This window comes from Rhodopseudomonas sp., assembly GCF_013377015.1.
In the GTDB taxonomy this organism is placed as follows: domain Bacteria; phylum Pseudomonadota; class Alphaproteobacteria; order Rhizobiales; family Xanthobacteraceae; genus JARJEH01.
In genome coordinates, this window is the sequence record NZ_JACABA010000002.1 from 1,404,984 (window position 1) to 1,411,953 (window position 6,970).

Annotated in this window: 3 protein-coding genes and 1 rRNA gene; 3 read left to right on the forward strand and 1 reads right to left on the reverse strand. The window is 60.8% G+C overall.

Going from position 1 to position 6,970, the window contains the following annotated elements; genetic code table 11:
- Window positions 1–245: 245 nt before the first annotated feature.
- Together HXX15_RS15100 and HXX15_RS15105 are read left to right on the forward strand one after the other, a co-directional pair.
- Complete coding sequence (locus HXX15_RS15100; RefSeq protein ID WP_296516874.1) at window positions 246–1,214, forward strand: hypothetical protein; 969 nt, start codon at window positions 246–248, stop codon at window positions 1,212–1,214.
- A 192-nt stretch (window positions 1,215–1,406) separates the two neighbouring features.
- Window positions 1,407–3,122, forward strand: a complete 1,716-nt coding sequence (locus tag HXX15_RS15105; RefSeq protein ID WP_296516876.1) for a phage tail tip lysozyme — start codon at window positions 1,407–1,409, stop codon at window positions 3,120–3,122.
- 8 nt (window positions 3,123–3,130) lie between these two features.
- Here HXX15_RS15105 and HXX15_RS15110 read toward each other — a convergent pair whose 3' ends face one another.
- Window positions 3,131–5,185, reverse strand: a complete 2,055-nt coding sequence (locus tag HXX15_RS15110; protein ID WP_296516879.1) for a M23 family metallopeptidase — start codon at window positions 5,183–5,185, stop codon at window positions 3,131–3,133.
- Between the two features lie 882 nt (window positions 5,186–6,067).
- Here HXX15_RS15110 and HXX15_RS15115 point away from each other — a divergent pair.
- A 16S ribosomal RNA gene (locus HXX15_RS15115) occupies window positions 6,068–6,970 on the forward strand; the annotation flags it as partial.

Consider the following 6,970-nt stretch of genomic DNA (forward strand, 5'->3'; position numbering starts at 1 on the left):
AAGAATTGTACTTTGGGGCGTTTAGTAACTTGCGCGTAGTGCAAGGCATTGGCTTGGCACTAATTTTTCGTCGATATTTTTCTGAATGACGCTACGGGCCGCATTCCGTCGCCCCGACAGCCCGTGCGATCCGATCCAGTCCGCAATGACGTCAAGGTCGTAAGAACGGCCTGCGTAGAACTGCGTGGCGGAGTTGCGGAGGGGTGCGTAAGATGCGTCGCGCGTGGATAGTTGCAGGTTGCGTTGTGCTGGCGTTACTGGTCGGCGGGTGCGATAGCACAGACACTCGGTATTTTCGCTACGGAATAGGGACCGACCTCTATTCCTCGGACATCGTCGAAACGACGCAATACCAGGATCTCTATCTGTCCGAACTGTGCCGCCAGGCGCTTCCGGTGGTCTCGACCTCCGACGGGCAGTGCCTGAATGCCGCGCTTCGCCCGTCCGATTGGACCCTGCTGGTGCAGGCCGGGCTGAACGACGTCGATCGACGCTGCGATGCCTATCTGGCATGGCTTGACGATCGACGCCGGACCAACAACTCAATCCTGAAAGAGCTCGGCGACACTGCGGTGGCGAGCCAGGGCATCATGCGGGTAGCCGGCGTCGGCGCCAATCCTATCACGCTTGCCGGGTTGGCGTTCGGCTTCGCTGCCAACACTTTTACGAACGTCAACTCTCGACTACTGCTGGAAGTCGACAGAACCACGGTGCAGACGCTGGTGTTGCGCCGGCGCGATCAGTTTCGCCTCGACATTATGAGGAAGACGATCCCGGACCGGCCGTCCGCGATCCATGCGTTGCGGCTCTATTTGTCGATCTGCACCCCGTTCACGATCGAGTCGGACATCAACTCGACCGTGACGATTTTTCAGCAAGCCGGCGGCGCCGCGCTCGATCGCAGCGATCCCTTGATCTCGACGTCGACAATTACCAGTGCGACTGCGCCGCTGCCGCCGGTCAGGAAGAATCCGGTCATCGTCGCTCCGACGACCCGCTTGAGCAGTTACGAACAATCCCTGACCAAGCCGGAAATCAAGGAATTCCAGCAGGCCGTCTGCGTCTCGCCGACCGGCGATCTGGGGCCGCTCGGCTCGGAAACCCGAACCAAGATCAAGGCGGCGCTCGGCGCTTCCGACGAAGTGCTGACCGATCGGAAGGGGATCTTGCTGCGCCGAAAGCTCAGGGACGGACCGAGTTGCAGTCCCGGGTAAATTATTGTCGAGAAAATTGGCTTGTGGTTTTCGCAAGCGAGCGCGCTGACGCAACCATCCGGAGCGGGATGACGATTTGAGGAAGTTCAGCCGGCCCCGGCATCCCGAATTCAAAGTTGGCCTGACCAACCGATCGGCGCGCATTTAGGCCGTTAACGGTCTCGCCGCCGGCAACCAAAGGGAGGAAATGGCATGTCGATCCCACACCCGGCCTTCGAGGAAGAATGCGTCCACCAAGGACTGCGCTTCGGGGTTCATCCGCATTATCTCGTCGCCGTGGCGCAACTTCGTTCCGGCATCGCCGACGCCGCGGCGGGCGACAGGCTCGGTCCGTTTCGTCTGACGCAGACGGAGTGGAACGCCAACTGCTCGAACGAGGAGTTCGGCATCACCGATTTCGTCGCGGACGACGTCAAAGATTGGGATATGCAGTGCTGCATCTACGCCCTGATGGCGTTGCAGGCGCAGAATCAATGCGTCGCCCGACTGGGCCGATTGCCCAGCGCGGTCGAACTCTACCAGGCGCAGTGGCCGACCGACACCGCAAAGCTGCCCGACGATCTGCAGAGCGCGCTGGACGCCACGAAAAACGCGATGGCCGCCGCCTTTGTGACGGTCACGGGCGCCGCTCCGGGCTCGTCCGCCACGCTGGATTCCCAAGATGTCGCGGCGGGCCCGGCCTCCAATCCCGACCAGCCAGTGCCGGCGAAAGGGACCGAGACTTTCGTCGCAAAAGCGCCGGGGGTCATGGAGAGCCTGATCTCGGATTTCGCTTTGAAGGATTTCCAGGCCGCCGGCATTTTGGGAAATATCGGCGAGGAATGCGATGGCTTTCGCGAGATGCAGGAGCGCAAGCCGCTGATGGCCGGTTCGAAAGGCGGCTTCGGCTGGGCGCAGTGGACCGGATCGCGCCGCGACCTGTTTGAATCATTCTGCAGTACCAACGGATTGTCGCCGTTTTCGGACGCCGCGAACTACGGCTTTCTGAAGCAGGAGCTGAAAACGACCCAGGCGATGGCGCTCACCGCGGTTCAGAAGGCGACAAATCTTTCGAAGGTCGTTCGCGCCTTCGAGGCGACCTTCGAGCGCGCCAAGGCGGGACTGGAGCATTTTGACAGGCGCGACGACTGGGCCAATTTGGCGCTCAACAGCTTCAGGGCGAGCGCGGAAAGGCGGGTGCCGCCGGAGGTCGCCAAGATTCTCGATCCGGATCTCGCCCATCGCGTCATTGCACGGGCCAACGCCGGCAATGCGTCGTTCTGGGTGATCGATCAGTTCACCGATGACGGCGGACAGGTGCTGGTCAAACAGGAGAGCGGCCAGAATCCGGTCATTCTGGCGACCGACACCACAATATTTCCGTTGAAAGCGGGGCTAGTGATTCCCGCAGTCGCAGCCCAGCTTTCCGCCGACTTCAAGGGTACCGTCGTGACTCCGCCGGCGGTCGTGGTGCAACCCGCAGGCTCGAGCGCCGAGGTCAACGCCCGGGTCTTCGCCAAGGCCAAGGAATGCGACGAAACGCTCGTCACCCGCGACGCGCCCAACACCAATCACGGCCGATTGGCCTGTGCCTACGCCGTCAATGAAGTTGTCCGGCGAGCCCTCGGCAAACCGGTCGGCGGCGGATTGAGCACAGCAGAAATGGGCGAAGTGCTCGCTAGAAATCAGACGGCGTTGCTGGAGCAGCAGATCGATTCCGGCATGATCATCATCTCGCCGACCCATGCTGGAAATGTCGGGCATGTCGGAATTGTCGGCGAGGTCAAGACTCCGGTGTCCGCAACCGTGATCTACTCCAACAGCTCGTCCCGCGGGATTTTCTCACACGCGTTCACGCTCGGGAGATGGAAGGCGTATTATCGGGATCGAAAGGGTCTGCCGGTGTTCTTTTACGCGCTCAAACCCTGAGCAATTCGCTATCTCGTGCTTACCTGTCTTGCCTGCGCCGCGCTTACGCTGCGGCCGGGTGCCGCCGGCGACAGGTCTTCCGAGACCCTTGCGCCGTTGCGGCTGGTCATCATGCCGTCGAGCCGGTCGCGTTCCTTTTCGAAATTCGCCATCAGCGGGCCGTCGAGCGAGCGGCCGCGCGGCAGTTTCACCCGCATCGGATCGACGAAGCGGCCGTTGACCAGGATTTCGTAGTGGACGTGGGCGCCGGTCGACAGGCCCGTGGAGCCGACGAAGCCGATCACCTGGCCCTGGCGCACCCGCTTGCCGGGCTCCATGCCCTTGGCGAAGGCCGACATGTGGCCGTAGGCAGTCTCGTAGCCGTTGTTGTGCTTGATCTTGATGTATTTGCCGTAGCCGCCTTCCCAGCCGGACTTCTCGATCACGCCGTTGCCGGAGGCGAAGATCGGCGTGCCATAGGGCGTGGCCCAGTCGACGCCGGTGTGCATCTTGACGTAGCCGAGGATGGGATGGCGGCGGCCGCCGAAGCCGGATCGCATGATCGCCGAGTTGACCGGCTTGCGGACCAGGAACTTCTTAGCGCTCTTGCCGGTCTCGTCGTAGAAATCGACCACCGAATCGTCGGGGGTCTGGAATCGGTAGTATTTCTTGGTCTCGCCGCCGACGGTCAGCGCCGCGAACAGCACGTCGTTCTTCTCCACCGCGGCGGTGCCTTCGTCGTCGCCGGCAAAGAACACCTCGAACGAATCGCCAGCCTGCACCTTGCGCTGGAAATCGACATCGTAGGAGTAGATCCGCACCATGTCGTCGATCACCGAGGACGGCACTTTGTCGCGCAGCGCGGTCTCGTAGATGCTCTGGTAGAGCCGGACGCCGCTGCCATCGTCCTCGTCGTCGTCGCTGTTGTCCGCGGCTTCGCTGACGGTGTTGAGGCTCTGGACGTCAACCGCGACGTATTTGCCGAGGTCGGACAGCGCCGCAACCGCCTCGATCGTCGATTCGTTGGCCACCACCACGCGGTAGGGAATCACGCGCTGGCCCGGTCCGGCCGGGGCCATCAGGATCCGCAGCTTCAGGCCTTCCTTCAGCCCGCCATCGCGGCCACGGGCGCCGAGCGTATAGGCGATCGCCTTGGCTTCCTCGGCTGTGGCGCCCTGATCGCGCAGGATCGAGGTGACGCTGTCGCCCTTCTTGACGACGTGGATGCGTTCGTTGGTCGGATTGCCGCCGGTGGCCTGGTCCTTGGTCTTCGGCATCATGGTGACGTTTTCCGGCACCACCCGGGTCTCGAAACCGGCATAGGGATCGTTGACGGCGCCTTCGGTGGCGTAGGCCATCTTCATGTCGGGCTGGCCGCCGATCTCGCCGCTGGCGCTAGCGTAGCGCACGCCGCTGTTGCCCTTCCAGGTCGAGGCGTCGCGTACCCGCAGCAGGATCTCGTCGATCGCCACATTGGCGGCGATTCTCGCCTTCGGCAGGACTTGTCCGAGATCGCGGGTGACGAAGGACACCTCGGCGTCTGGCTCGACCGCGTCGGGATTCTGGGCGTCCTGCTCCGCCGCGGCGCCCGCTCCGCCGACGTCTGTCAGCAGCCGCTGGGCGTTGAATGGCGGGATTTTCGCAGTGAGATTGCTCGTAGTCAGCGACAGATTGCCGGCGATCTTGACGAAGGGCCGCACGCGCATGACTTCGCGATTGCCGACCTTGGTCACGGTCGAGACCCTGATCACGGAGCGTGCCGCGGCCGATTCGCTCGGCGGCGGCAACCGATCGCTCTTATGCAGCGTGGCGTTCTTGTCGCTGGCGCCGAATGCGCCGCGCAGCGCGGCCTCGACCCGCTCCGGGGCTTTCGCAAAGGTCATCTCGCCGTCGAGCGACGCGAAAACGGCGCCGCCAATCAAGGCTGCGCCGCACAGGCCGGTCAGAATCGTTCCGCTGAACCATTGCACCGAGACGCGACGGCGATCGATCACCGCGGCTTCGGAGCCATCGACTGACAGCGGAGGCTCATGGCCAAGGTCGAGATACTCGACCTCGCGGCCATAACCGCGCCCGCGTGACATCCTCTGGTTCAAACCGTCGTCCCCCAAATTGCAGTCATCGTGCTGAAGGCTTTCACCGCGTGGAGCCGGGATGTTCGCCCGGCATCGGAGAATCGCGCAGCTGTTCGGGCGTCACCACTCTCGGAAAATCCGCCGCCAAGTTGATGCCGGCGACCGCAAACGTCAATGCACGCGAACCAGAAGCCGATCGAGTGGAAGGGACAAGCGACGATTTCATGGCGATCGCGATCCTTGAAGAGCCGATACGGCGTCGCCATCCACAGGCAACCGAACATTTTCCGCTTCCCTGTGCAGCAGAACGTCCGAGGAATGTGGCTCAAGTACGGCGTGAGCCACTGAATAATCAGGACTAATTCGGCTCCTGGTGATTCTTCGAGGCGATAAGACATTTTGTTGACGATGGGCGTTGACAACTCCGCGGGGTGGGGCCTATAACCCGACCACTGAGCGCGGGGGCGCCGGGGCCGCTGGCCCAGGCAAGCATCCGCGCCTCTGAAGCTCCTCTCTCAGATGAGTGATTCAGCAGCCGATAGGTGTCGGTTGCGATTTGCCGTCGGATGAGGAAGCGGCGATCCTCCCAGAGATGGGAATGGGGTTTTGAACCCCGGGCTGTTTGACAAGTTAAAGAGAAGAAAGAGAAACGTGGACGGCGAAGTCCTTGCGGGTCTCGATCACGAGAATGACTGGGTGCAAGCCTAGGATTTCAAAGGGTTGGGGCCGGACGAAAGACTTCGGCGGTACACGTTTACATAGGTTACACCATGCCAATTCGATGGGCTTGCTCATTGAAGAAAGCGTGACGGCCACGATGTGAATCGTAGTCGGCATTATATGGTGGGACCTCGTCAAACGATGTGATCAGCCGGTTTAAAGTTTCAAGTCCAACTTGAGAGTTTGATCCTGGCTCAGAGCGAACGCTGGCGGCAGGCTTAACACATGCAAGTCGAACGGGCATAGCAATATGTCAGTGGCAGACGGGTGAGTAACGCGTGGGAACATACCTCTTGGTTCGGAACAACACAGGGAAACTTGTGCTAATACCGGATAAGCCCTTACGGGGAAAGATTTATCGCCGAGAGATTGGCCCGCGTCTGATTAGCTAGTTGGTGAGGTAATGGCTCACCAAGGCGACGATCAGTAGCTGGTCTGAGAGGATGATCAGCCACATTGGGACTGAGACACGGCCCAAACTCCTACGGGAGGCAGCAGTGGGGAATATTGGACAATGGGCGAAAGCCTGATCCAGCCATGCCGCGTGAGTGATGAAGGCCCTAGGGTTGTAAAGCTCTTTTGTGCGGGAAGATAATGACGGTACCGCAAGAATAAGCCCCGGCTAACTTCGTGCCAGCAGCCGCGGTAATACGAAGGGGGCTAGCGTTGCTCGGAATCACTGGGCGTAAAGGGTGCGTAGGCGGGTTTTTAAGTCAGAGGTGAAATCCTGGAGCTCAACTCCAGAACTGCCTTTGATACTGAAAGTCTTGAGTACGGGAGAGGTGAGTGGAACTGCGAGTGTAGAGGTGAAATTCGTAGATATTCGCAAGAACACCAGTGGCGAAGGCGGCTCACTGGCCCGTAACTGACGCTGAGGCACGAAAGCGTGGGGAGCAAACAGGATTAGATACCCTGGTAGTCCACGCCGTAAACGATGAATGCCAGCCGTTAGTGGGTTTACTCACTAGTGGCGCAGCTAACGCTTTAAGCATTCCGCCTGGGGAGTACGGTCGCAAGATTAAAACTCAAAGGAATTGACGGGGGCCCGCACAAGCGGTGGAGCATGTGGTTTAA

Coding starts and splice junctions, on each gene's coding strand:
- HXX15_RS15105 (WP_296516876.1), top strand. CDS start 1,407: ATGTCGATCCCACACCCGGCCTTCGAGGAAGAATGCGTCCACCAAGGA.
- HXX15_RS15110 (WP_296516879.1), bottom strand. CDS start 5,185: ATGTCACGCGGGCGCGGTTATGGCCGCGAGGTCGAGTATCTCGACCTT.